This is a genomic window from Yersinia sp. 1252 StPb PI, from assembly GCF_048593885.1.
GTDB classification, from domain to species: Bacteria; Pseudomonadota; Gammaproteobacteria; order Enterobacterales; family Enterobacteriaceae; genus Yersinia; species Yersinia enterocolitica_E.
On the sequence record NZ_JAZGQE010000006.1, the window covers coordinates 21,388 to 44,900 of the forward strand.

Genomic DNA, 23,513 nt, shown 5'->3' on the forward strand with positions numbered 1-23,513 from the left:
TCTTTGTTCGATTTAATTGAATGATGATAATCAGATAGGAAATTTCCGCCGGGTTACAGCGTAATCCGAGGCTGTGTTACCATATCGGGTAAGGGTTTATCTAATAAAAGCTATGGGTCACTCATCTATTTGGCGTCGAAAATGGGTGTATTGGCAGGTTAAAAATTGATACCGATTAATAAAAAATATCGGCCAATCAAACTCATAGCATAAAATCATTGGGCTGATACCGTAGGTTGCAGCCGCATCGTAACAAGGAACACAGAACGTGAAATCTTCGCTCGCAGCATTATCCACCCAACTCGGTGAGTTGATGCTCCGTGACCAACAACGCCTGCGGCGTCGGCTGCAAGGCGCACGAAAAATTAATAATCCACAGGCCGTAGAGGCGATTAGCCTCGAGCTTGAGGCTGATATAGCAACCGCCATGCAGCGGGTTATTCGTCGTCGAGCTGCTTGTCCGGCGATAACTTATCCTGAAAACTTGCCAGTCAGCCAGAAAAAGCAAGATATCTACCATGCTATTCGTGACCATCAGGTGGTGATCGTCGCCGGTGAAACCGGTTCCGGTAAAACCACCCAGTTGCCGAAAATTTGCCTGGAGCTGGGGCGGGGCGTGCAAGGGGTGATCGGCCATACTCAACCACGTCGTCTGGCTGCGCGCACCGTCGCAAACCGTATTGCGGATGAACTGGATACCTCCCTGGGCGGTTGTGTCGGTTATAAAGTGCGTTTTAACGATCAAGTGGGTGAAAACACGCTGGTTAAGTTGATGACCGACGGGATTTTGTTGGCTGAAATTCAGCAAGATCGTCTGTTGATGCAATATGACACGTTGATTATCGATGAAGCCCATGAACGTAGCCTGAACATTGATTTCATCTTGGGCTATTTGCGTGAATTATTACCCAAACGCCCAGATCTAAAAGTGATTATCACTTCGGCGACCATTGATCCGCAGCGTTTCTCCCAGCATTTCAATAATGCCCCTATTATCGAGGTTTCTGGCCGCACCTATCCGGTCGAAGTACGTTATCGCCCTATTGTGGATGATGCCGATGATGTTGAACGTGACCAACTACAGGCTATTTTTGATGCGGTTGATGAGTTAGGCCATGAAAGCCCTGGCGATATTCTGATCTTTATGAGTGGTGAGCGTGAGATTCGTGATACCGCTGATGCATTGATGAAGCAAAATCTGCCTCATACGGAAGTGCTACCACTCTATGCCCGCTTATCAAACAGTGAGCAGAATAGGGTGTTCCAGTCGCATCATGGGCGGCGAATTGTATTGGCGACCAACGTGGCCGAAACCTCGCTCACCGTACCTGGGATTAAGTACGTGATTGACCCCGGTACAGCTCGCATCAGCCGTTATAGCTTCCGTACTAAGGTGCAGCGGTTGCCTATCGAGCCGGTGTCTCAGGCGTCAGCTAATCAGCGTAAAGGCCGTTGTGGCCGTGTGTCAGACGGTATCTGTATCCGTCTTTATTCTGAGCAGGACTTCCTCTCTCGCCCAGAGTTTACTGACCCGGAAATTCTACGAACCAACCTGGCCTCCGTCATTTTGCAAATGACCTCACTCGGTCTGGGTGATATTGCGGCATTCCCGTTTGTGGAAGCCCCCGATAAACGCAATATCCAAGATGGTGTTCGGTTACTGGAAGAACTGGGTGCGATACAAACCGCCGATAATGGTCATCAACAACTGACCCCGCTGGGGCGGCAATTAGCGCAATTGCCCGTCGACCCTCGTCTGGCACGGATGGTGCTGGAAGCACAGAAAAGTGGCAGTGTCCGCGAATTGATGATCATTACCTCGGCGTTGTCGATTCAGGACCCGCGTGAACGGCCAATGGATAAGCAGCAGGCTTCTGATGAAAAACATCGTCGCTTTGCGGATAAGGATTCTGATTTCCTGGCATTTGTTAACTTATGGGATTACCTGAAAGAGCAGCAAAAAGAGTTGTCATCAGCGCAGTTCCGTAAACTGTGCCGCAGTGACTTTCTCAACTATCTGCGGGTGCGCGAATGGCAGGATATCTACACGCAACTGCGCCAGGTGGTGAAAGAACTGGGTATTCCGGTGAATAGTGTTGCAGCCGACTACCGTAGCGTGCATACCGCGATATTGACCGGTTTGTTATCTCATATCGGCCAAAAAGATGTTGAAAAGCAAGAGTATACCGGTGCTCGTAACGCAAGGTTTGCTATCTTCCCCGGTTCCGGCTTATTTAAAAAACCGCCGAAATGGAGCATGGTGGCTGAGCTGGTCGAAACCAGTCGCTTATGGGGCCGCATTGCTGCTCGCATCGAGCCGGAATGGATCGAACCTTTGGCGCAGCATTTGGTGAAACACCATTATAGTGATCCGCATTGGGAGAAAGCACAGGGTGCGGTGATGGCCAGTGAGAAAGTCACCCTATTTGGTTTACCCATTGTTGCTGAGCGCAAAATCAATTACGGCCCGATTGACCCACCGCTATGCCGTGAGCTGTTTATTCGTCATGGCTTGGTGGAGGGGGATTGGCAAACGCGTCACGCTTTTTTCCGCGCCAATCTCAAACTATTGGCTGAAGTTGAAGAGTTGGAGCACAAATCACGTCGGCGCGATATTCTGGTGGATGATGAGACACTGTTTAACTTCTATGACCAGCGAATTGGTCGCGAGGTTATTTCAGCCCGTCATTTTGATAGCTGGTGGAAGAAAACCAGCCAGACACAGCCAGAGTTATTGAACTTTGAAAAAACCATGCTTATCAAAGATGGCGCGAACAAAGTTAACCCGCTCGACTATCCCAACTTTTGGTATCAGGGTTCGCTTAAGTTACGGCTTTCCTACCAATTTGAACCCGGTACTGACGCTGATGGGGTAACCGTACATATTCCGTTGCCCATCCTTAATCAGATCCAAGAGCAGGGTTTTGATTGGCAGATACCGGGGATTCGGCGTGAATTAGTGATTGCACTGATCAAGTCTTTGCCTAAACCGGTGCGGCGCAATTTTGTCCCCGCGCCCAATTATGCTGAGGCGTTTCTGGCTCGCGTTACCCCGATGGAGGTGGGGCTGCTCGATGCATTAGAGCGTGAACTGCGGCGCATGACGGGTGTGACAGTGTCACGTGATAGTTGGCAATGGGACCAAGTGCCAGATCATCTTAAAATAACCTTCCGTGTGCTCGATGATAAAAATCGTATTTTGCGTGAAGGTAAAGACCTTGCTGCCTTGAAGCTACAGTTACAAGAGAAAGTGCAGGAAACATTGTCCGCCGTTGCCGACGATGGTATTGAACAAACTGACTTACATATCTGGAGTTTCGGTGATCTACCGCTGTGCTATGAGCAGCGTCGTGGTGGCTATGAAGTCAAGGCATACCCGGCACTGGTGGATGAAAAAGACAGTGTCGCTATTCGCTTGTTTGATACAGAATCTCAGCAACAACAAGCTATGTGGCAGGGGACAAGACGTTTACTATTATTGAATATCCCATCCCCTATAAAGTATTTACATGAGAAATTGCCGAACAAATCCAAGCTCGGGCTCTATTTCAATCCTTATGGCAAAGTGTTGGACCTGATTGATGACTGCATAGCTTGTGGTGTGGATAAGTTAGTTGCGCAGTATGGTGGCCCCGCATGGCAAGAGGCGGAGTTCGCTCGACTACAGGAAAAGGTTCGTGCTGAACTGAATGACACGGTGGTTGAGATTGCCAAGCAAGTTGAACAAATTCTGACGACGGTATTCAGTATTAATAAGCGACTGAAAGGCCGGATAGATATCTCAATGGCATTGGCTCTCTCTGATATTAAAGCCCAGCTAGGGGGGCTTATTTATCGTGGTTTCGTGACCAATAATGGTTGGAAACGTCTGCCGGATACACTGCGTTATCTGCAAGCGATTGAGCGCCGATTGGAAAAGCTGGCTATGGACCCGCATCGTGATCGTGCCCAAATGCTACGCGTAGAACACGTGCAACAGATGTGGCAGCAATGGCTGCATAAATTGCCGCCAAAACGCCAGCAAGATGAAGAAGTTAAAGAAGTTCGCTGGATGATTGAAGAACTGCGTGTGAGCTTATTTGCTCAGCAATTGGGGACAGCTTACCCTATTTCTGACAAGCGTATTCTGCAAACTATCGAACAGCTTTCTGCCTGATTAGCGATTAATATCACTCCGCGTTCTAAGTATCATTGATTTAGGCGCGGAGTCTCTTACTGACTAAATTCCTTCCTAATATACCGCTATAAAATTCACTATCTTTATGATTCATCTATTTTTATCTGCATGTCAACTATGTAATAGATGAAACTTGCTGATGTTGATGCGAAGCCTCTCGAGAATTGTAAATTAACTGGGCTGCATGGCCGCGGCGTTATTGCCTCCTATCTTGAACTCCCGCTATATGGGTACTGACAAATCAGACCATTGGGTTAAAGTTTGTCTGATTTAGGGTCACCATATTTGATTACCTATGGTGAGTTTGATAGAGTTTTTCCAGCGCAGGGATTGCTTATGTATCAAATTAGTTTGTTGAGGTTGGCACAGCGCGAGTTGTTTAAATTACCTGTAGGCATTCAGGCGGCTCTGATTAAAACTATGGATGAGTTAGAGGCTTATGGTCATGAGTTGCGGGAGCCAGAGGTGCGGGATATTGGGCGCGGGCTAAAGGAGTTGCGGGTTAGTGCTAGAGAGGGGGGCGGGCGTGGTTTTTTCTTTTACCACCTGGGTCGGCAGGTTTACATCATTCATATCTTACAAAAGAAGACGCAAAAGACCCCAAGACGAACACTGATGTTGGCTTATCAGCGGATGAAGGAAATCAAACGGAGATTGCAACCATGAAAAAACAAGATGACTTTGACATTATTTCTTTTGCTGAGATTAAAGCAGATGCTTTAAATCATCCTCAGGTCAAAGAAGCTTACACAGACTTGCAGATTCGCGACGCCATGATGACTGAGCTGAAAGCTGCCCGTCAGCAATGTAATTTAACACAAGAGGAAGTGGCGCAACGAGCAGGGCTGAAAAAACAAAATATCAGTCGTATGGAGAAAGGTATCATTTCTCCCAACCTCACCACGTTGAGCCGTTACGCAGCAGCATTAGGTGGGACTTTTGTTTTCAAATTCAACCAAAAGCCCCATTGTGTCAGTAAGAAATAGGGGATATCCCTCACTCTGTGTATCACTGAATAAAGTGGTCACTTTGCTGCATTTTTAGCGAGCGTTTTTAACCGTTCTCTAATCGCCGTTACCGCCAGGGCGCGGTTATCCGCAAGATAGCGGTCTTTGGCGACCGGTGCAGAACTTTGAATCGCAATTAAAGACCACGCGTCGCCATTTTTTAGTAATAGTGGGGAACCACTGTCACCTGGCAAGGTATCGCATTGGTGTGAGAGTACGCCCTGTTGTGCCCAACCGGTAACCAGACAGTCTTCATGGCTGTATAAAGTTTCAAGATGATCAAGGGGATAACCTGCTTGAGTTATCTTACGATTAACCAATTTAAGCGCTTGTGTCAGCTCACTTGCGGTTCCATCCCAAAGCGGTAACGGCTTAATCGGGATAGGCTTTGTGTTAGTTAACCGAATAAGTGCAAAATCATAAGCGGCGGCGGCGGGTGGAACTATCCAACCATCGCCATCAGGTTTAAGTTTTTTACCTAATTTGGCATCAACCAGCGTTTCCAGTCGGGTAATCTGGTACTTCCAATGACCATCATGAGACATAAAACGTAAGGCAACCGCGCGATCAATTTTCCCCGGTGGGGTAAGAACGCAATGGCCTGCGGTGAGCGCCAGACGAGGGGAGATTAACGTTGCTGTGCAAAGGTTGCCACTGGTTGTTTCAACTTGCCCGATGGCTTGCCACGGCCACTCCGTACTGTTTGTTATCGCTGTACGGTCATCTTTCCCGAAGAACAACGTGGTTTGATCCGCAATGCTGCTTTCGTCATCCGGCTTGTCAGTGGGGGGAAGGGCTAAAGCCATAGAGATGGAAAGTGGCAACAGACTCAATAGCAATAATGAAGATAAACGCATAAATAATTAGCCTTGCCTTTATTTACTGACCAAAGGTTATCCATTAACACACCTGAGACCTGCTGATTAGACGGCTAATCACAGCTCCACTAGCGCTAACTATAGACATAATAAGTTGTGTCATATGTTGTCAGTAATTGATTTTTCGATAATTTTAGAGCGCTATCGGCCGTTGGTACTATAAATAAAAGAATAATGTGATCAGACCGCAAATAACTAATATGGCTAAAGTGATTTCAAATAAATAATGGCGCAGCATTATCAGCACTCCTAATAAAAAACACCCGGTAAACCGGGTGTCGAGTGAATCGCTGTTGCAGGTCAATCGTGAGAGCCTGTTGTGGCTTTCACAAGTTAAATGCTGCCGCTATTTGGTCACTGGCACTGCGGTTGGAGCAGACTTACTGTGTGTCGCTTTTTTATGGTGTTTTTTGGCCGCCTGTGCTTTTTGCACCGGGGCTGCTTTATCCATTTTTTTCATCGAATCAGTTTTTTTAGCTTTCTTGTGGTGCATGGTTTTAGCCGGTGCATTATGAGCTACTGGTGCTGTAACAACGGGTGCCGCCGGTGGTGCAACGGTGTCGGCGGCTATTGCTATAGATGATACACCCAAGGTTGCAGCAACAATCAGAGCTAATACTGTTTTCATAATTTATTCCTCAGTGTTCTGTTTGTATATCGGCCCCGTTGGGTCGTTATAAAGAGAGTAGAGGAAATATATACTGGCTTCCGTGAGTCATTGGTTTCGGCTTGTAACCGATTGTACAACGGTAATAAACCAGATAAATAACCGACAAAATCACTTGTTTTAGTTACAACATACAGTAAGCGTTTTAATAAACTTATCGTCTTATGTAACATCAACGTCGCTTGATAGTGGGATGTAATTTGAGTTATGCAGGGAGAGGGGCGCCCAACCCTAATGAGAGGTTAGGCGCAGACCAACACGCAATAAATTACAAATAACGCCGCTCTAAATGTTGGCGGAAGTAGCGAGGGTTAAGTGTTTCACCGGTAGCCTTGGTCATTAATTCTGCGGTTGAGTAACGGCTGCCATGCTGCCAGATATTCTGTTGTAACCAGGTGAATAGGGCGCTGAGATCGCCACTAGCGATACTCTTATCCAGCCCCGGAATAGCATCACGGGCAGTTTGGAACAGTTGCGCTGCATACATTGCACCCAATGTATACGTTGGGAAATAGCCAAAAGCACCATCGGTCCAATGGATATCTTGCATACATCCATTACGGTAATTACCCTCAGTATTAATACCGAGGTATTGCTGCATTTTCTCATTCCACAGCATAGGGATATCATCTACTTCGATTTCACCACTGATCAACGCTTTTTCGATTTCATAACGCAATATAACATGGGCAGGATAGCTCACTTCATCGGCATCAACTCGAATAAAACCCGTTTTAACCCGTTGATTGAGAGCTATGAAGTTCTGTTGCGCAAAAGCGGGTTGATCGCCAAATTGGTTTGCTACCAGTGGGCGGATCACTTGTAAGAATTCATTACTACGTGCTAATTGCATCTCAAACAGTAAGCTTTGGGACTCATGGATGGCGGTTGACCGTGCATGGGAAATGGGTTGCCCTAACCATTCACGTGGTAGATTTTGCTCATAACGGGCATGGCCTGTTTCATGCACAATACCCATTAATGAACTGAGAAATTCTTGTTCGTTATAACGAGTTGTAATGCGTACGTCTTGAGGAACACCACCGCAGAACGGATGTACACTGACATCGACCCGCCCGCCGTCAAAGTCAAAACCGAGTACTTTCATCACTTGTAACCCAAGCTGACGCTGTTTTTCCACGTCAAAAGGGCCCTGTGGTATCAGGCAGTTTTCATTGGCTTGTTTAGCCGTCACTTTTTGTAATAGGTCAGGTAGCCATTGCTTAAGATCACCAAATATACGGTCTAAATCGGCACTGTTAGTCCCTGGTTCATAGAGATTAAGTAATGCGTCATAACCCGAGATACCAGCCGCCTGAGAACGTATCGAGGCTTCTTCACGGCTGAGTTTGACCACTTCCCGCAAGTTTTTTGCAAAACCATGCCAATCATTAGCGATACGCTGTTGCCGCCATGCATGCTCACATCGTGCACCTGCCAGTGATTTAGCTTCTACCAGTGCTTCTGGCAGCAGGACTGCATTGTCATAATGGCGACGCATTTCGCATAAATTTGCCTGCGCAATATCATCAAGCGTTTCTTGCTCAGCTTGTTTTAACCATTCACCAACCTGGTTGGCCGTTAATATCTGGTGTTGTAAGACATTTAGCTCCGCCATCGCTTCTGAGCGGGCAAGATTACCTTTCGCTGGCATCATAGTCTGCATATCCCATCCGGCAATAGCCGACAGGTGTTCGAAACGTGCAAGACGGGTAAAGGTTGTACGCAGGTGGTGGTAAGCGGTGGTCATAAAACACTCCAAAGTAAAAGTTAGTGCTTAATCTTGATCAACGGACAGTGAGTAAAGGCTTTTTACCGGCCAACAGAACCGGAAACTGGCACCGCCTAATGAACTGGCATCGACGGAGATACTGCCCTGATAAGCCAGTGCGATGGAGTGAACAATCGCCAAGCCCAGGCCACAGCCTCCTGTTGCCCGGTCGCGACTGGGATCGAGGCGAACAAAAGGCTCAAAAACGCGTGCGCGCTCTTCCAAAGGGATACCAGGCCCATCATCTTCAACTTGCAAGCAGGCGTTGTCACCATCAAACCATAATCCGATACGTAGTCGTTGAGTGGAATAGCGTAGCGCGTTATTAACCAGATTATCTAATACACGCTCCATCAGACGCAGGTCAACAGCACCAAAGTCACCGCGATGGGGGATATCGAGTTCGATTTCCCGATCACTATGGATTAAGCGCATATCCACGACTTTTGCTGTTAACCAGGCGGGTAGGTCGATGGGTTCCAGATTAAGGGAAACCTGCGGGCGGTCCAATCGAGCGTAGGTCAGTAACTCATCAATCAGTGCTTCTAACTGGCCAATATCATGATTTAAAGCCAATTGTTCACTTTCTGTCAGGTTGTCACTCATCGCTAAACGATAACGTAAACGCACGAGCGGTGTGCGGAGTTCATGAGCAATACCATCAATGAGTAATTTCTTGCTAACAATCAGAGTATTGATATTGTCAGCCATTTGATTAAACGCCACGCCTAAGCGGTTTAAACTGGACGTAGGATCAAAATGGGTTCGCTCGTCAAGATAGCCAGCCCCCAGTCGCTGAGCTGCATTCTCCAGTTTCAGTAGGTCTTTCCAGTGCGGGCGCATCCACAAGAATACTGGCAGCGCTAAGGACATACCAATCAGGATTAATAAGGCCAAGTCGAGCAGGCGCATTTGATGCAAATAAAATAAATAGGGGACTGGGCCGACAGCAAGAACGTAGTGACTGCGTGGGATACGTTGCAGGAAAGTATATTCATCATCTAACGCAATAATTTCACCGGCACGCAGGCGTTTATTCAAACGCTCGCCGAGATCTCGTTTATCGAGAGGTTCTATATGCAACTGAAAGGAAAGATTTAAATCCAGTGTAGCAATGGTTTTATTCCAATCCTTCAGGGGAATTTCTCGCAATTCACTGCGCATCAACGAAAGTGAACTTTTCATCAGGTCATCTAATGACTGCCGGCCAGCACGCTCTGCGGTGACTTTGTAAACCAAACCGACCAGCATCGCCATCACCATAAAACAGACGAACAGCAATAAGAAAAACTGAATAAATAGCTTCCTCATTGTTGCACGGACTCCCAGGCATTGGGGGCGAATAAATAGCCTTTATTACGCACGGTTTTGATGCGAAATGGCTCGAAAGCATTGTCATAGAGTTTGCGCCGCAAACGCGAGATGGCAACGTCTATACTGCGGTCCATGCCGTCGTAGCTGACTCCGCGTAAATTTTTCAGTAGCGCTTCACGGTCCATTATTATTCCTGCATGGGTAGCTAACTCCCATAACAAATCAAAATCAGACGTGGATAATGTTATCTCTTCATCATTAAGATTAACTTGGCGGTTTACCGGATCGATACAGAGTAAGCCGAAATGAATCGCATTATGACCGGTAAATGGCGGACTAATGATCTCTTTGCTTTGTTGCTGATTATGCTGGCGAAGATGTAGCCGTAGGCGTGCTAGCAGTACTGCGGGTGGTGTGGTTTTGAGAATATAGTCATTTGCGCCCATTTCAAGCGACAGAATATGGTTCATATCACTGTCAAGCGAGGTCAGTAGCACAATCGGCCCCTCATAAACCGGCCGCAAATCACGACATAGCGTCATGCCATCTTTTCCTGGCAACATGATATCAAGCAATACCAAGTCCGGTTGTTGTTGTTCAATCACCGCCTGGGCAGTATCGCCACGGGGTTCTACAAACACATCAATGTCATGCTTACCCAGATAGGCCGCAATCAATTTTCCGACTTCCGGGTCGTCTTCCACAAAAACAATTTTGGTCATGTTTTTCAGTTTATAAAGGTGCCAGAATTCAGCATAGCGCGCAGTTGACAGCAATACTATGCATGTTATTTATTCCGCTTATCATTAATGCTGATGAGTGATTGCTAGACAACAGGCAAATCATTTCATTATATTAATAAAAGTGATTATATCGTCATCTCTATTTTGTTGCGCCTATCGTTTATATATCAATACTTACGATTAATGAATAGCTGTATCGATCAGCTGAGGACTGAGGGATGAGTGGCGAACACATTGGTGCGCCAGCGCACAGTGAAAAGGTTTGTTTCAATTACACGGAATTTTTAGCCGCATCATGCAAAAAACGGTGGAGTTTTATCGATGCGATTTATGGTGTTATGCCGATATTTGGCATGGTAGTAAAATCGCAGACTGAATCGGAAAAAACACCGCAAGAGCGGCTTAACGCATTGGCCTTACAGGTATTATCTACCCAGCTTAATGACCAAACCAATATTGTTCGCTTGATTCGGCTAGCCGAACAACAGGGCATTACGGTGTTGGATATCCAGTTGCCTTACCCTTTGGAGACTGCTCAACTCGGCGAGATTAAACAAAAATTGCCGGAATCGATAAAATTAAGCCAGCAGGGGGAGTGTTTATCGGTGGATTTGGCGGGGGCAACTAATCATTAGTTAACAGACGATACTCAAACGGGCAAACTGAGGTAACGCGGTCAGCCCATTTGAGATCTTATTTTTCGCCGCTTTTATTCGGGCTTAATGCATCGCGAACCAGGTTGCTGGAATAGTTGCAATCAACACCAGGCCGATAGCCGCTCGCTCCACGGTATTGAGTAATTTCAGCCCTTCATGCCCTTTGCGCGCATAAATAAATACCAATAATCCTGGGGCATATAACAGAACGGACAACAGCAGGTACACTAACCCGGCAGCATAAATTAACCACAAACCATACAAGCACGCGCCACTGGCAGCAACAATCAAACGCCAGTCATGACGCTTTAAGGCGACTTTAAATAAGAAGGCTCCCACGAGGAAATAGGGTACCAGAATCATTTCTGACGCAATTGTTAGTAAGGTATTGTAGTTGCTGCCCGTCAGCCAAATCAGAATCAGAGCCACCTGTACTGCGCAGTTGGTTAACCACAAAGATTGTGCCGGTGCATTGTTTTTATTCTGATGGCGGAACATTTTGGGAAAAGCCCCGTGCTTAGCTGCAACCATCGGCACTTCAGCAGCCATAATGGTCCAGCTAAGATAAGCGCCACACACAGAAATAATGAGCCCAGTGGCAATGATGACTTCACCCCAAGGGCCAATCATCTCGACCATAATTCCAGCCATCGACGGATTACGCATACCAGCTAACTCAGCCCGCGGCACTACGCCAAGAGACAATAGGGTAATGAGCAAATAAACGCACAGGGCAGAAAGCACGGCTAACATGGTTGCCCGACCCACATCTTTTTTATTGCGTGCGCGGGCCGAAACAACGACTGCGCCTTCCACTCCAATAAAGACCCAGAGCGTTATTAGCATGGTGTCCTTAACCTGCTGCCAGACCGGGGTATGCAGCGCGACACCACTAAAATCAAAACTAAAAGTATCAAGGCTGAATGCCAGGCCCGCCAACACAATAAAGCCACCGATAGGCAGCAGTTTTGCCAAGGTGGCGGCCAGGTTAATACTGGCGGCGGTTTGGACACCGCGCAGAACCAGTGCATGCACCAACCATAGCAGGAAGGAGGCTCCCAGCAATGCCTGCCAAGTATTCCCTTCACCGAAGATAATGTGGCCCGATTTATCAGTAAAGAAGCTTAATGCAGCAAAAACAATTACTAAGTAAGAGACATTAGCAATAACGGCGCATAGCCAGTAACCCCAGGCTGAGAAAAAACCGATAAGATCACCAAAGCCTTCTTTGGCATAGGTGAATATTCCGCCATCGAGATCAGGGCGCAAGCGCGTCAGTAACAGCATGGCAAACGCCAGGAAGATGATCCCCACGCCGGTAATACTCCAGCCGATAAGCAGTGCCGCAGGGCTGGCAACTTCTGCCATATTTTGCGGTAAGCTGAAGACACCTGCTCCCAGCATTGAGCTAAGCACCAGCGCGGTTAGCGCAGTCAGGCCGAGTTTTTTTTCCAATTATGGATCCTGGTTTTGAAAGTATTAATGAATGGTTACTGACTTGTAAGCAGCATTATATGAGGAAAGATTATCGATAATTGACAGATAATAGCCCCAAATTTTTTGGGAGATTTTACGGAGTGGAACGCGATCATGCAATGATTGGTTATGCGATTTGGGCAAAAAATTATTCAGTCCGTACCAATAAGAAGCAGGACAACAACAGACACATAAAAAAAGGCAGCACATAGCTGCCCTTACAGTAACGATTTAAGCAAACTTATTTGAACAAGTCAGCGCTAACACTCAGGTTACCACCACTTTGGTTCTGCCACTGGCGAGTCACATGGTAATACTTCGCACCTTTTGCCGCAGCACGTTTAGCCACTTCATGAGATACGTCAGTCATGCTGTTGTAGTGACCGCTAAAGGTAATAGAATCAAACGGCACCATCTGTGCGGCTGTCGTGTTATTCAGCTCCTGAATTTGAGTTCCATCATTCAGGGTGACAGTGTAACGTTTACCGGTTGATGATTGCGTTTCGAAGAAACGGCCCACATCAGCACTTGGCGTACCTGAAGAGGCAACACCTGGGATTTCAACGTTGGCAGCAGCTGCGCCACCGGCAGCCAGTGCCGCACGGCCAGCATCAGAATCGGCAGGAATAACATCCGGGCTCTGAACAACACGTTTTGCCGCATCTGCTTTATAAACATATGCCGTCACAAACTGGTTGCCGCCTTGGTTTGCATCAACCTGACGCACGATAAAGAAGGAGTAAGCCCCTTTCTCTTTTGCCGCTTTTGAAATGGCATCGTTGATATCAGGCTGGCTGCGGAAGAAGCCACTAACAGAAACGGTATCATAAGGCTGAAGCGCGTAGGCTTCTGCTTTTGGCAATTCTTTCACATCATTAAAGACGCGATACTGGGTTTCTTTGCTCACTTCCGCTGCATCGTTATGATAAACATCGGCCGTTACACGCCAGTTGCCGCCATTATTGTTGCTGTTGATATCCTGAATATAGAAGGAGTCTGCACCCAATTTGTCAGCACGGCGGGATACCGCATCCGCTGCTTCATTTATTGCATTAAATCGGCCAGTAATAGTAATGCGATCAAATGGCTTAATGGCTGCTGCTTGCTCAGGCGCGAGTTCTTTTGCCGCTTGTGCAGCAGAAAGCGCGGTGAGTGATAGCAATGCCGATGCGATGATCGTGTATTTCAGCTTCATAAAAAATCCTTTCGCCTTGCGCATTAACGTTGATACGTGCGGAACAATTGATGTGTAACAGAATAGCAGATGATTATTACATGTAATAATGGCGGGTGTCTCAGCAATTTATATGACTTAGTATATCAATTCTGAAGATTAGCCCGCCGGTACTTTACAGCAATAATAGGGATAAGCTTTACGAATAATTGCTTTAACGTCATAAGTGCTGATTATTTACATTTTGCTAACCTGCTGCCGCGCCATTACTGGGCTGCCTCATTATTGTCCGGCTTGTTATTTTGGTGCAAAGTTGCAGGACAAGCCGCTGGTAAATATTATTTTTGTAGTGAATTATAGAGAGTTCTTTCCGCCTGCCAGTTTTAGTGCAAAAACTGCACCAGAAGCACACACAGATATGGATCATCAGTCACATTTTCAGTAGGTTATAGGGAGCTGTAGCAAAGCAGGTTTATCAGTAACCAAATAGAACTGAAGCATACCCAAATTAGTGGGTGTTGCCGGTAGGCTGCAAGCAAACGAATCCCACGTCAGTGGTTCGGGTGAGTGTAGGTCGCTAACGTCCCAGCAACGCCGAGTAAGATGGATATGGCAATACTCATCATCAAAGACAGGTAAAAAGGGAACATTATGCGTATTGGTGTACCAAAAGAGCGGTTGGCCAATGAAGCCCGTGTTGCAGCAACGCCGAAAACGGTGGAACAACTGCTGAAATTAGGCTTCACCGTGGCGATTGAAAGTGGAGCTGGTCACTTAGCCAGCTTCGACGATGCGGCGTACCAGGAAGCGGGTGCCACCATTACGGATACCACCGATGTGTGGCAATCCGACCTTATCCTCAAAGTGAATGCGCCCCTTGAGGAAGAAATTAGCCTGATGCGCGCCGGGAGTACGTTAGCCAGTTTTATCTGGCCAGCTCAAAACCCGGAATTACTGCAAAAGTTAGCGGAGCGTCAGGTAACCGTATTGGCCATGGATTCAGTGCCGCGCATATCTCGCGCGCAATCGATGGATGCGCTCAGTTCAATGGCAAATATAGCCGGCTATCGTGCCATTGTTGAAGCTGCCCATGAATTTGGTCGCTTCTTCACTGGGCAAATTACGGCCGCGGGTAAAGTTCCACCGGCGAAAGTGGTGATTATCGGGGCTGGGGTTGCAGGTTTGGCAGCCATCGGGGCGGCAGGGAGTATGGGTGCTATCGTGCGTGCATTCGACACCCGCCCAGAAGTAAAAGAACAAGTTCAGAGTATGGGGGCTGAATTCCTTGAGCTGGACTTTGAGGAAGAAGCGGGCAGTGGTGATGGTTACGCCAAAGTGATGTCTGACGCTTTTATCAAAGCCGAGATGGCACTGTTTGCCGCTCAAGCTGCTGAAGTGGACATCATTGTTACCACTGCACTGATTCCGGGTAAACCTGCTCCTCGGTTGATCACCAAAGAGATGGTGGCATCCATGAAGTCGGGCAGTGTGATTGTTGACCTGGCCGCGCAAACCGGTGGTAACTGTGAATTGACCGTCGCCGATAAAGTGACAGTGACAGACAATGGCGTAAAAATTATCGGTTATACCGATCTACCCAGCCGTTTACCCACACAGTCATCGCAACTTTACGGAACTAACCTGGTTAACTTGCTGAAATTACTCTGTAAAGAGAAAAATGGTGAGATAGATATTGATTTCGAAGATACCGTGATTCGCGGTGTAACCGTGGTCAAAACCGGTGAAATAACGTGGCCAGCACCGCCTATTCAGGTATCAGCACAGCCTCAGGCGGCTAAAGCTGAACCTATTGTGAAAGAAGACGCCAAGCCTGGCTCGCCATGGCCGAAATACATCATTATGGCACTGGTCGTTGTGTTGTTTGGCTGGTTAGCAAATGTTGCTCCGAAAGAGTTTTTATCTCACTTTACGGTGTTTGCACTGGCGTGCGTAGTGGGTTATTACGTGGTGTGGAACGTCAGCCATGCACTACATACACCTTTAATGTCAGTCACTAACGCCATTTCAGGCATTATTGTTGTCGGCGCATTATTGCAGATTGGCCATGGCGGCTGGGTAAGCTTCTTATCCTTTATTGCCGTACTGATTGCCAGTATCAACATTTTTGGTGGCTTTACGGTCACCCAGCGCATGCTGAAAATGTTCCGTAAAAACTGAGTGGTATAAAACTCGGTGGGTATAAAAATAATGTCACACAAAAATATAGGGGTAACTGATGTCTAGTGGTCTCGTTACAGCTGCGTACATAGTTGCTGCGATTTTATTTATTTTCAGTTTGGCTGGGCTGTCGCGCCACGAAACATCCAAACAAGGTAACACTTTCGGTGTGACCGGTATGGCTATCGCGCTTATCGCCACCATCCTTGGGCCGGATTCAGGTAATGTTGGCTGGATTATCATTGCCATGGTGATTGGTGGCGCAATTGGTATCTATCTGGCGAAGAAAGTCGAAATGACTGAAATGCCAGAACTGGTCGCCATTTTGCACAGTTTCGTCGGTCTGGCAGCCGTTCTGGTTGGCTTTAACAGCTATCTGGATCACGGCCCGGTGGTGATGGACGCGGTGATGGTGAATATCCATCTGACCGAAGTCTTCTTAGGTATCTTTATCGGGGCAGTCACATTCACCGGTTCTATTGTTGCCTTTGGTAAGTTACGCGGGATTATCTCATCCAAGCCACTGATGTTGCCACAACGCCATAAGTTGAATCTGGTGGCGCTGGTTGTGTCATTCCTGCTGATGATTTTGTTCGTCAAAACCGACAGCGTTAGCTTACAAGTGGTCGCGTTGTTATTGATGACGGTGATTGCTTTGGGCTTTGGCTGGCACTTGGTGGCATCTATCGGTGGTGCTGACATGCCGGTTGTGGTCTCAATGCTGAACTCCTACTCCGGTTGGGCTGCGGCTGCCGCAGGTTTCATGTTGAGCAATGACCTGTTGATTGTAACGGGGGCCTTGGTCGGTTCTTCCGGTGCTATTCTGTCTTACATCATGTGTAAAGCGATGAATCGCTCATTTATCAGTGTGATCGCCGGTGGCTTTGGTACTGATGGTTCTTCAACCGGTAATGCTGAAGAAATGGGTGAATACCGTGAAACCACGGCTGAAGAAGTGGCTGACCTGCTGAAAAATGCTAGCTCAGTTATCATCACTCCGGGTTATGGCATGGCAGTGGCACAGGCACAATACCCCGTCGCTGAGATTACTGCAAAACTACAAGCGCGGGGCATCAAAGTCCGCTTTGGTATTCACCCGGTAGCTGGGCGTTTGCCCGGTCATATGAACGTGTTATTGGCTGAAGCCAAGGTCCCTTATGACGTAGTGCTGGAAATGGATGAAATCAATGATGATTTCCCAAGTACTGATGTCGTGTTGGTGATTGGTGCCAACGATACGGTTAACCCAGCAGCACTTGAAGACCCGCGTAGCCCGATTGCCGGCATGCCGGTGTTGGAAGTATGGAAAGCGCAAAGTGTTATTGCCTTTAAACGTTCAATGAATACCGGTTATGCTGGCGTGCAAAACCCATTGTTCTTTAAAGAAAATACCCAAATGTTGTTTGGCGATGCTAAAGACAGCGTAGAAGCAATTTTACGCGCGTTGTAATTCGTTATTACGAATCGCAGATCAAGGGCCACCTATTCGGTGGCCCTTCTTTTTGATTTAATCAATGGGTGATGTCAGACAAGGGTTATTCAATCTCTTCCAGATCTTCATGACCTTCTATCGGACAGGTAAATCCTTCGGGTTTAATTGCCAGTAAGTCACACTTAAGATGGTCGATCACATGTTCGGTAGTATTGCCAATAAAGGCGGCAGATAGCCCAGTACGCCCCAAGGTACCCAGAACAACCACCCCAGCCCGCAAGTGTTCAGCCAAATCAGGAATAACCTCTTCAGGGAGACCTTTTTCAACATGGGTGAATTTTTCATCAATGCCAAATTGCTGGCGTAATGCTTTCATCGCAACCAAATGCTGACCACGAATTGCATCGTTATAGACGCTCGGGTCAAAATCAGGCAATTCAATGGCGATATTAATCGGGGTTACCGGGTAGGCGCTGATCAGATGCACTGGCGTTTGATTGACATGTTCGGCTAACTCTCTGGTCTCTTTGACCAAACGGAGATTTAGTGGGTCATGGAGTGGATCTTCACTTGAGAGGTTAACGGCCACCAGCGCTGTGGCGCCTTCCGGCCAGGGTTGGTCTTTCACCATCCAGACTGGGCATGGGCACTTACGCAATAAATGCCAGTCGGTTGGGGTAAAAATAATCGACTCCAGGCGGTCGTGTTGATGCGCCATTTTTAACAACAAATCGTGCTTGGCGTTCAGGATTTCCTGAATAATGGCCTCATAGGGCCGATTATGCCATACCACTTTGATTTCAATTGGAATACCGGCATCAAGATAAAAGCGGCATTGCTCGCTTATCCATGCGGAACGTTGGCTGATAACCCCTTTACGCATTGCGGTACGCTCATCAGGCGACAGCAGGGTGGTCATATCATATGACAGATCATAAATAGCCAAAAATGCTTTGATGGTGCCGCCATTGCGCTGCACAAGGTAAACTGCACGTCTTAGTGCAGGTTGATCATCCTGATTGGGGTCAATAGCAACCAGAATATTCTGATACTTTGCCATAGAGTCTCCTTACAAACGTGAATTAACAGTATGTTAGTTAAAGAGTAAACCATGAAAGGGAAACAGGATAGGTGGCTGTGGGAAGCAGACCAATAAATTTTCAAGTTGCAGATTTGCTGGCGGCTTGCGTTACCCGGTCGATCCTCAGACCTGGCCTCTACGAGGCCGTTACTTACCGCCTTCCTGCAACTTGAAATCTATCGGGTATTTATTATTCTGGTTTTGATCAGGTTACAGACTTGGTCTTGGATTACCCGCCAGTTTGGCCAGAGCTTCGGTATTCTCGATAGTAATGTACTTACCTTTCACACTCAGAATATCGCTTTTCTGGAAACGGCCCAGTAAACGGCTGATGGTTTCTACCGTCAGACCTAAATAGTTACCAATATCACCACGGGTCATCGTCAGGCGGAACTCACGTGGAGAGAAACCACGTTGAGCAAAACGGCGAGACAGATTATAGATAAAGGCCGCCAGACGCTCTTCTGCATTCTTTTTGGAAAGTAGCAAAATCATATCTTGGTCACCTTTGATCTCACCACTCATCAGGCGCATCATCTGCTGGCGCAGATTTGGCATTTTGCCGGATAAATCGTCCAACGTATCAAACGGGATTTCACAAACCATGGATGTTTCCAGAGCTTGTGCGAAGCTCGGATGCTGCAAATTGCTGATAGCGTCAAAACCGACCAAATCACCCGCCAGATGGAAACCGGTGATTTGCTCATCACCTTCTTCGGTAATGGTGTAGCTTTTAATGGTCCCGGAACGGATGGCATACAGGGATTTGAGTTCATCACCCGCTTTAAACAGCGCCTGTCCTTTCTGAATAGGTTTCTTCCTTTCAATGATATTGTCGAGCTGATCCAGCTCGTTTTCATTTAAGGTAAACGGAATACAGAGCTGGCTAATACTGCAATCCTGACAGTGAATTGCACAACCACCAGACTGGATACGTCGGATTACGCGTTTTTCCGGGATCATAGGGTATTCCCATTAATATTGATATGCGTCAATTTTAACATCTTTTCTTGCGTCTGATAAGAGCAACAATAGTTAGCGTGCTAAAAGATAACCCTCATGCATTAATAACCAGCGTTTTCTCTCCACTCCACCGGCATATCCTGTCAATGCACCTTGTTGCCCAATGACCCGATGACAAGGGACAACAATTGAAATAGGGTTCAATCCATTCGCCATCCCGACAGCACGCGAAGCGGTAGGGCGGTTGATTCGTTTGGCTAACTCGCCATAAGTAATCGTTTCGCCACAGGGGATTTTTCGCAGCTCTTGCCAGACTTGACGCTGAAAATCAGTCCCAGCGGTTTTAACCGGTAAATTATCAATAATGCTCAGGTCACCAGCAAAATAGCGTTGCATACTGTCACTTAGCCCACCGGGATTGCGTTGTTCAACCAATGTAAACGCGCCCGGGCCGTAATGGTTGCCTAGCAACTTCATCAGACGCTCGTAGTGGTCAGTCCAATCGATGGCACGTAGCCGGTTTTCTTGGTCTGCGATCAGTAACAGTTCACCTTGTGGAGTTGCCATCCGATCAATAAAAAACGTTTCCATAACTCTCCGCTATGCTGCTGCCGTTGGTTGTAGACAGTTTTACCAATAATGATTGCCTGAAATATGGCATCAAAAGATACCTACTGTGGCGATAATCGCATAACCAAGAAAATTTAGGTATAAATTCGGGGTGGGCGAACCCAACATTAGCGGCTAGGATGAGAGCTTATTGATTACGAAAGCCCTTGATTGTGAGTATTAACTGTTGTGACGACTGATACTTACGATTGCCACTTCATGCCAGGTACTAACTCCATGTCAAATATCATTTTGTCTCCTTTATTACGTGATGGCGATCCTCAGTCAGCTGTTATCGAGCGCCCGCACAGCCAATCGCCATTTATCTTACTGGCCGACCATGCCGGTCAACGGATACCGGTTCAACTTGGTGATTTGGGGTTACCCTCAGGAGAAATTGACCGCCACATCGGTTGGGATATAGGTTCATTGGCAACGGCGCGGTTACTTAGCCAGTATCTGGATGCAACCTTGATTCATCAGCAATATTCTCGATTGGTGATTGATTGCAATCGCACGCCGGGAATCGCCAGTTCGATCCCTGAAATTTCCGAGCACACTCGGATCCCGCGCAATATTGGTGTCACCGTAGCAGAGGCTGAAGCGCGCCGGGTTGAGGTATTCCAGCCTTATCATGATTTGATTACACAAACGCTGAATCAACGCCGTGATAGCGGCCAGATGAGTGTGATCCTCTCCATGCACAGTTTTACACCGTCGTTTAAAAACATCGCGCGCCCCTGGCAGATTGGTACCTTGTTTCATCGTAATCCTGAGTTTGCTTTGCAACTGGTTTCATTGTTACAGCAAGAAGGTGACTTGCACGTCGGGATTAACGAACCTTATGCCATGACGGATGCAACAGATTTCACGTTACCCTTCCACGCAGAACAGCGGCAGTTACCTTATGTGGGTATTGAGATTCGTCAGGATCTTATTACGCATCAAGCAGGTCAGGCGCTCTGGGCTAGCCGTTTGGCGCGACTGTTGCCGCAGGTGTTAGCGGCATTGAATTATGCAAAATAAGCAGCAATGCCATTTATTGACATGAAAATTATCGGTTCTGCACCAATTATCAACGCACGCTCATGACCAACAGCCATTAATTGGTTATTATCAGCATAATCATCATTTTTTATTCGCTGCATAATATTAAGGTTGATAATTACGTGGAACCAAAACCTGCGCGCATTCTGATCAGTGCCTGTTTAATGGGAAAACCGGTGCGTTATAACGGCAGTGCCCTGTCTGTTAGCGATGAAATTATTCAACGCTGGCAGGATGAGGGGCGACTGGTCCTTATTTGCCCTGAATTATCCGCAGGTATGCCGGTACCGCGTCCGCCAGCCGAAATTCAGCAAGGTAACGGCGAGGCGGTGTTGCAAGGGCTGGCGCGGGTGATCGAGCAGTGGGGCAATGATGTTAGCCGGGAGTTTTTGCAAGGGGCTTATCAGGCTCTGGAGTTGGCGCAAAAGCACTGCTGCACAGTAGCAATTTTGACCGAAGGGAGCCCATCTTGTGGGAGCAGTCGCATCTATGATGGTCATTTTAGCGGCACCCAGCGCACAGGACAGGGAGTCACCACGGCGTTATTGCGCCGCCACGGAATAACCGTTTTCAGCCATCATCAGCTTAAACAGGCAGATGATTTTTTGCGAAGCTCTTCACAAATCAAGGTTGAAAATTAACCGAATGTCATAAAATCTCGCTATACTGTATGAATGTACAGTTGTGGCGTAAAATCGCATTTTTGGTCACTTCATCTTTCTTGAAACCATTAAGTCGAGGTAGCGATATGACATTTAAGATAGTAGAAAAGCAACCGCAGCAAATAGTCAGTATTCGGCTGGTCGGCCCTTATCACGAGACTATCCCGCAAGGCTTTAACCAACTTTCTTCACTCTATACTCAGTACCAAATCCCTGGGAAAGAGTGGTTGGCTCTTTACTGGGACAATCCTGAGACTAATCCTCCTGCTGAGCTACGGGCTGACGTATCCTTGTCGGTGGCTGACGATTATGTGTTGCCCGCAGAACTCAGTGATCAACTACAACTACAAGTGATTCCCGGCGGTTTGTATGCGGTGTATCACACCAGGGTAACGGATGATGATTATGCCAAAGCCTGGAGCGAGTTGTATAACCAGCATCTGCCACAAAGTGGTTATCGTTCGGTAGAAGGTGCGTGTTATGAGGTTTACCTCAATGACGGCATAACCGATGGTTATTTTGATATCGATATCTGTCAATCGGTTGAAAAAGCACAATAATGAGTGGCGGCCGTGTCGGTTGGTGCGGCTGCCTATCGTGGCAACATGGATTCAGGATAGGCGTACCGGCGTATTATCACTTTATCTCAGTGGCAAGAAATAACTGGCTCAACCAGTCACTGAAAATACGTACTCGAGGGGAAAGCTGGCGGTTGTGAGGATACAGGAACGAGACTGGCATCGGGGGTGGTGCGTATTTTGGTAGTATCTCAACCAAGGTGCCAGCGATTAAGTCAGATTCGATATGGTAACGAGGCACTTGAATAATACCCAATCCAAGACGTGCGGCTGCTACAAAGCTTTCTGCACCACTGACTGATAGAACCGTCGGTAATTTTACTTGCTGAGTTTTAGTATATGAAGACGAAGCAGAGGGTAGATATGCGCTTTCTGTTATTACCCTGGAGGACGGTGCTTTATTATAACCTGTTGTTTTATCGCGGCTAAGGGTGCTGTCAGTGCCAAATTCCAGTGGCATCAGGCTACCGGTTGCGCTAGAACGAAAACCTACCATCTGATGACCTGATAATTGGTCCAACCGGAGTGGGGTACCCTGTCGTTGTAAATATTGCGGTGCAGCACAGGTGACTTGTGGCAACAGCGCCACTCGGCGGGCGACCATATCGCTGTCTTGTAAATTACCTACACGTAGCACCCCGTCAATACCTTCTCGAATAAGGTCGACCAAGCGGTCACCTTCACTGATAAATAACTCAATGTCAGGATATTGAGCAATAAAATCAGGTAATTGTGGCAAGACGAAATGGCGGGCTAGCGTGCCCTGTACATCAATTCGTAACAAACCCCGTGGCTTAGCATTGGCAAAGGCCATTTCAGCATCTTCAATATCAGCAATAATACGCAGACAGCGCTGGTAGTAAGCGCCACCATCCAGCGTAGGGCTAACATGTCGGGTAGTTCGCTGCAATAAGCGCACATTTAAACGCTTTTCGAGCTGTTTAATAGCATCTGTCACTGTAGATCGCGGTAGATTTAAATCTTGGGCGGTTTGGGTAAAACTGCGTTGTTCCACTACCCTGATAAATACCCGCATTGCATCAATTCGGTCCACGTGATTGTTCGCTTTATTCGGATAGTGTTAACGAATAATAGATGAT

At 47.2% G+C, this 23,513-nt stretch carries 20 protein-coding genes; 9 read left to right on the top strand and 11 right to left on the bottom strand.

Features of this window, described 5'->3' with window-relative positions; translation table 11 throughout:
• Nucleotides 1-268: 268 nt before the first annotated feature.
• The 3 genes from hrpA to V2A85_RS01870 all read left to right on the top strand — a co-directional run bounded on the left by hrpA (nt 269) and on the right by V2A85_RS01870 (nt 5,163).
• On the top strand, nt 269-4,156 hold the full coding sequence (gene hrpA, locus V2A85_RS01860; protein WP_372559076.1) for an ATP-dependent RNA helicase HrpA: 3,888 nt from the start codon (nt 269-271) through the stop codon (nt 4,154-4,156).
• A gap of 357 nt (nt 4,157-4,513) precedes the next feature.
• Nucleotides 4,514-4,843, top strand: a complete 330-nt coding sequence (locus V2A85_RS01865) for a type II toxin-antitoxin system RelE/ParE family toxin (protein WP_420070818.1) — start codon at nt 4,514-4,516, stop codon at nt 4,841-4,843.
• A complete protein-coding gene (locus V2A85_RS01870; RefSeq protein WP_372559074.1) occupies nt 4,840-5,163 on the top strand; it encodes a helix-turn-helix domain-containing protein in 324 nt (107 codons plus the stop codon). Before V2A85_RS01865 ends, V2A85_RS01870 begins: the two co-directional genes overlap by 4 nt.
• A 38-nt stretch (nt 5,164-5,201) precedes the next feature.
• Here V2A85_RS01870 and V2A85_RS01875 read toward each other — a convergent pair whose 3' ends face one another.
• The 5 genes from V2A85_RS01875 to rstA all read right to left on the bottom strand — a co-directional run bounded on the left by V2A85_RS01875 (nt 5,202) and on the right by rstA (nt 10,536).
• Nucleotides 5,202-6,041, bottom strand: coding sequence for a trypsin-like serine peptidase (locus V2A85_RS01875; RefSeq protein WP_420070819.1), 840 nt, complete (start codon nt 6,039-6,041; stop codon nt 5,202-5,204).
• A gap of 367 nt (nt 6,042-6,408) precedes the next feature.
• On the bottom strand, nt 6,409-6,690 hold the full coding sequence (gene asr, locus V2A85_RS01880; protein WP_372559072.1) for an acid resistance repetitive basic protein Asr: 282 nt from the start codon (nt 6,688-6,690) through the stop codon (nt 6,409-6,411).
• Nucleotides 6,691-6,997: 307 nt separating this feature from the next.
• A complete protein-coding gene (locus V2A85_RS01885) occupies nt 6,998-8,479 on the bottom strand; it encodes a carboxypeptidase M32 (protein ID WP_372559071.1) in 1,482 nt (493 codons plus the stop codon).
• Between the two features lie 27 nt (nt 8,480-8,506).
• Nucleotides 8,507-9,811 carry a two-component system sensor histidine kinase RstB gene (rstB, locus tag V2A85_RS01890; RefSeq protein ID WP_372559070.1) on the bottom strand — a complete coding sequence of 435 codons (1,305 nt, stop codon included), beginning with the start codon at nt 9,809-9,811 and terminating at the stop codon, nt 8,507-8,509.
• Nucleotides 9,808-10,536, bottom strand: a complete 729-nt coding sequence (rstA, locus tag V2A85_RS01895; RefSeq protein WP_083163624.1) for a two-component system response regulator RstA — start codon at nt 10,534-10,536, stop codon at nt 9,808-9,810. The genes rstB and rstA overlap by 4 nt, the downstream gene beginning before the upstream one ends.
• 239 nt (nt 10,537-10,775) lie before the next feature.
• Between rstA and V2A85_RS01900 the strand changes: the two genes are divergently transcribed.
• Complete coding sequence (locus V2A85_RS01900; RefSeq protein WP_372559068.1) at nt 10,776-11,192, top strand: hypothetical protein; 417 nt, start codon at nt 10,776-10,778, stop codon at nt 11,190-11,192.
• A gap of 84 nt (nt 11,193-11,276) precedes the next feature.
• On the opposite strand, the gene V2A85_RS01905 is transcribed toward V2A85_RS01900, so the two are convergent.
• Nucleotides 11,277-12,668 carry an amino acid permease gene (locus V2A85_RS01905; protein ID WP_372559067.1) on the bottom strand — a complete coding sequence of 464 codons (1,392 nt, stop codon included), beginning with the start codon at nt 12,666-12,668 and terminating at the stop codon, nt 11,277-11,279.
• A 262-nt stretch (nt 12,669-12,930) separates the two neighbouring features.
• Nucleotides 12,931-13,884, bottom strand: coding sequence for a DUF1471 family protein YdgH (gene ydgH, locus V2A85_RS01910; RefSeq protein WP_083158798.1), 954 nt, complete (start codon nt 13,882-13,884; stop codon nt 12,931-12,933).
• A 630-nt stretch (nt 13,885-14,514) separates the two neighbouring features.
• On the opposite strand from ydgH, the gene pntA reads away from it, so the two are divergent.
• On the top strand, nt 14,515-16,041 hold the full coding sequence (gene pntA, locus V2A85_RS01915) for a Re/Si-specific NAD(P)(+) transhydrogenase subunit alpha (protein ID WP_372559066.1): 1,527 nt from the start codon (nt 14,515-14,517) through the stop codon (nt 16,039-16,041).
• A gap of 58 nt (nt 16,042-16,099) precedes the next feature.
• Nucleotides 16,100-17,491, top strand: coding sequence for a Re/Si-specific NAD(P)(+) transhydrogenase subunit beta (gene pntB, locus V2A85_RS01920; protein ID WP_372559065.1), 1,392 nt, complete (start codon nt 16,100-16,102; stop codon nt 17,489-17,491).
• 85 nt (nt 17,492-17,576) lie between these two features.
• Here the strand turns inward: pntB and uspE are convergent, their stop codons facing one another.
• From uspE to ogt, 3 genes are all read right to left on the bottom strand, one after another.
• Complete coding sequence (gene uspE, locus V2A85_RS01925) at nt 17,577-18,533, bottom strand: universal stress protein UspE (protein ID WP_083158802.1); 957 nt, start codon at nt 18,531-18,533, stop codon at nt 17,577-17,579.
• A gap of 231 nt (nt 18,534-18,764) precedes the next feature.
• Nucleotides 18,765-19,517: an FNR family transcription factor gene (locus V2A85_RS01930; protein ID WP_004390269.1), complete on the bottom strand. Its 753-nt coding sequence runs from the start codon at nt 19,515-19,517 to the stop codon at nt 18,765-18,767.
• A 72-nt stretch (nt 19,518-19,589) separates the two neighbouring features.
• Nucleotides 19,590-20,108 (bottom strand): methylated-DNA--[protein]-cysteine S-methyltransferase, encoded by a 519-nt coding sequence (ogt, locus tag V2A85_RS01935; RefSeq protein ID WP_372559064.1) that lies wholly within the window; start codon nt 20,106-20,108, stop codon nt 19,590-19,592.
• A gap of 255 nt (nt 20,109-20,363) precedes the next feature.
• On the opposite strand from ogt, the gene V2A85_RS01940 reads away from it, so the two are divergent.
• The 3 genes from V2A85_RS01940 to sbmC all read left to right on the top strand — a co-directional run bounded on the left by V2A85_RS01940 (nt 20,364) and on the right by sbmC (nt 22,395).
• Nucleotides 20,364-21,152 carry an N-formylglutamate amidohydrolase gene (locus V2A85_RS01940; RefSeq protein ID WP_420070820.1) on the top strand — a complete coding sequence of 263 codons (789 nt, stop codon included), beginning with the start codon at nt 20,364-20,366 and terminating at the stop codon, nt 21,150-21,152.
• Between the two features lie 143 nt (nt 21,153-21,295).
• Nucleotides 21,296-21,814, top strand: a complete 519-nt coding sequence (locus tag V2A85_RS01945) for a DUF523 domain-containing protein (RefSeq protein ID WP_372559062.1) — start codon at nt 21,296-21,298, stop codon at nt 21,812-21,814.
• A gap of 107 nt (nt 21,815-21,921) precedes the next feature.
• Nucleotides 21,922-22,395 carry a DNA gyrase inhibitor SbmC gene (gene sbmC, locus V2A85_RS01950; protein ID WP_420070821.1) on the top strand — a complete coding sequence of 158 codons (474 nt, stop codon included), beginning with the start codon at nt 21,922-21,924 and terminating at the stop codon, nt 22,393-22,395.
• A 76-nt stretch (nt 22,396-22,471) separates the two neighbouring features.
• On the opposite strand, the gene V2A85_RS01955 is transcribed toward sbmC, so the two are convergent.
• The gene (locus tag V2A85_RS01955; RefSeq protein ID WP_420070822.1) at nt 22,472-23,467 is read right to left on the bottom strand and encodes a LysR family transcriptional regulator; all 996 of its coding nucleotides are present in this window, start codon (nt 23,465-23,467) and stop codon (nt 22,472-22,474) included.
• Nucleotides 23,468-23,513 lie beyond the last annotated feature (46 nt).